This is a genomic window from Candidatus Planktophila sp. (assembly GCF_040402315.1).
Classification (GTDB): Bacteria; Actinomycetota; Actinomycetes; order Nanopelagicales; family Nanopelagicaceae; genus Planktophila.
On record NZ_JBBAMU010000053.1, the window covers coordinates 1 to 2,449 of the forward strand.

Consider the following 2,449-nt stretch of genomic DNA (forward strand, 5'->3'; position numbering starts at 1 on the left):
CGGCCAACAAGTCGCGCAGCAACCGGAGCTGCAATAACTCCACCAAGTGCTAATCCACCAACTGTTGACCAATTAATATCAATGCGTCCGATTTGCGCCAAGAACCCGGCAGAAGCAGAAAGTGCAACAACAAATTCCGCTGCACTCACTGTTCCAATAACTTTACGGGGTTCAGTAGCAGTTGTTGCCATAAGCGTTGGCGTAACTATTGGTCCCCAACCTCCACCACCTGATGCATCAACGAAACCACCAGTGAAACCGAGGTAGGTGAGAAAACGCGGATTTTTCATCTCCAACATATTTATCTGAGGCTCTGTCTTAAATACATTCCGATAGAGAAGTAAAAAACCTAGGAAAAGTAATAGCGTGGAGATGAATATCTTGGAACTTGAGAGATCAATAAATGATAGGAATGTCGCACCCAAGAAAGCTCCGATTCCTCCGGGAATAGCCAGCCTAAGCAGAATCTTCTTATCTATATTTTCTGCATGCCAGTGAGAAGCACCGGATGCGAGAGTTGTTCCAATTTCAGCGATATGGACTGCGGTTGAGGCAACAGCAGCAGATGCACCTAGGGTGACTAAGAGTGTCGAGCTTGTGAGACCAAAGCCCATTCCCAAGGAACCATCAATTAACTGGGCTGTTAATCCAACGAAGGCAAAGAGAATCCAATTCATAGAAGAATCTTAATTATTTTCTCCACATTATCTGCCACCGACGCAGTGCCATCAAGATGCAAATCGGGTGCAATAGGTCTTTCATAGTCTTGTCCGACACCAGTGAAGTTTGGAATCTGCCCAGCTGCAGATTTCTTATACAAACCTTTCGGATCTCGGGAACGGCATGTTTCAACTGGGGTATCAACAAAAACTTCTAAAAATTCACCATCATCAAAGATGCTCTTTGCCCTCTGTCGGTCGACTTCAAAGGGACTCACTAGAGCGGTGATGACAATAAGGCCAGCATCAACCATTAGCTTTGCAACTTCAGACACTCGTCGAACATTTTCAGCACGATCTTCTGGCGTAAATCCAAGATCCATATTTAGGCCTAAGCGTAAGTTGTCACCATCTAAGACATATGCGTGAGCACCCGATGCGAACAAGCGTTGCTCTAACGCATTAGCAATGGTTGACTTACCTGAACCTGAAAGACCAGTAAGCCAAATTACGCGGGCTTTTTGAGACTTTTGTACTCCGCGTTGGGCCTTAGTAATCTCATAATCCTGATGTGTGACATTGGAAGCACGTCGCAACGAATGGCGAACCATTCCAGCGCCAACAGTTTTTAAGGTAAGTCGGTCAACGAGAATGAAATTACCGAACTCTCTCGAATCGGTATAAGGACGCATGACTACCGGGATATCGGTGGCTACTTCAACATCGCCAATTTCATTCATCTGCAGAACATCTGAAGAGATATGTTCACCGGTGTTTACATCAATTTTATGGCGAATCTTTGTGACAATTGCGGGAGTTGTTGTCGCACCACTAACGAGCAAATATGACCTGCTATGTAATAGTGGCTCCTCGTTGAGCCAGACAACGTGGGCAGCTAAGCGATCAGAAGGTGTTAAATCTTCCGTTGATTGAGCAATGATGTCGCCTCGGGTTGCATCAACTTCAGGCGTTAGTACCAAAGTAACCGCCGAATCAGTGGGGGCGTGCTCACTCTCTTCATTAAAGGTCACTATTGAGGAAATTATTGCCTTCTGCTTACTTGGAAAAATTGTTACTTCACCACCTTTATCGAAACTTCCACGACGGACAGTTCCCGAAACCCCGCGGAAATTTTCAGCTCGAGCAATCATTTGAATTCGCATCAACCCTCGTGCTTCATGGTCAACTGGTTCGCTCCAGCTTTGAATCGTCTCAATCAGTGTTGTCCCTGAATACCAGTTCATATTTTCGCTCCGGAAAACAACATTATCGCCCGCCAACGCACTCAGCGGGATGATGTGAACATCTGTGAGCTCAAGCCGATCGATAGTTTTCTTAATCTCGGCTGAGATGTCATCAAATACCTTTCTATCAAAACCGACAGCATCTAATTTATTGATGGCAACAATTACTCGGGAAACGCCCATAAGCGAACAGATTGTTAGGTGGCGCAGTGTCTGCGTGCGCACTCCTTTGATTCCATCAACTAAAACCAGTGCTATATCTGCACGTGAGGCTGCAACCACCATGTTACGTGTGTACTGCTCATGGCCTGGAGCATCACTAATAATTAATCGTTTACCATCCAAAAGATTCATTGATCGATAAGCAACATCGATAGTAATTCCTTGTTCGCGCTCAGCTTCAAGCCCATCAGTGAGTAGGCTGAAGTCAATTTCTCCAGCTGGGATAGTCGAACCTGTGCGACGTACTTTCCTTGCCGCGCCAACTGTGTCGTGCGGGATGCTATCTGTCTCAACTAATAGGCGGCCAATGAGAGTTGATTTACC

General features: G+C 45.8%; 2 protein-coding genes. Both read right to left on the reverse strand.

What is annotated here, in order from left to right:
- Nucleotides 1–677 (reverse strand): sulfite exporter TauE/SafE family protein (locus AC9UEP_RS05835; protein WP_509545029.1); only part of this gene is annotated, 677 nt, incomplete at its 3' end.
- Nucleotides 674–2,449 (reverse strand): adenylyl-sulfate kinase (gene cysC, locus AC9UEP_RS05840; RefSeq protein WP_509545031.1); only part of this gene is annotated, 1,776 nt, incomplete at its 5' end. The genes AC9UEP_RS05835 and cysC, both read right to left, overlap by 4 nt.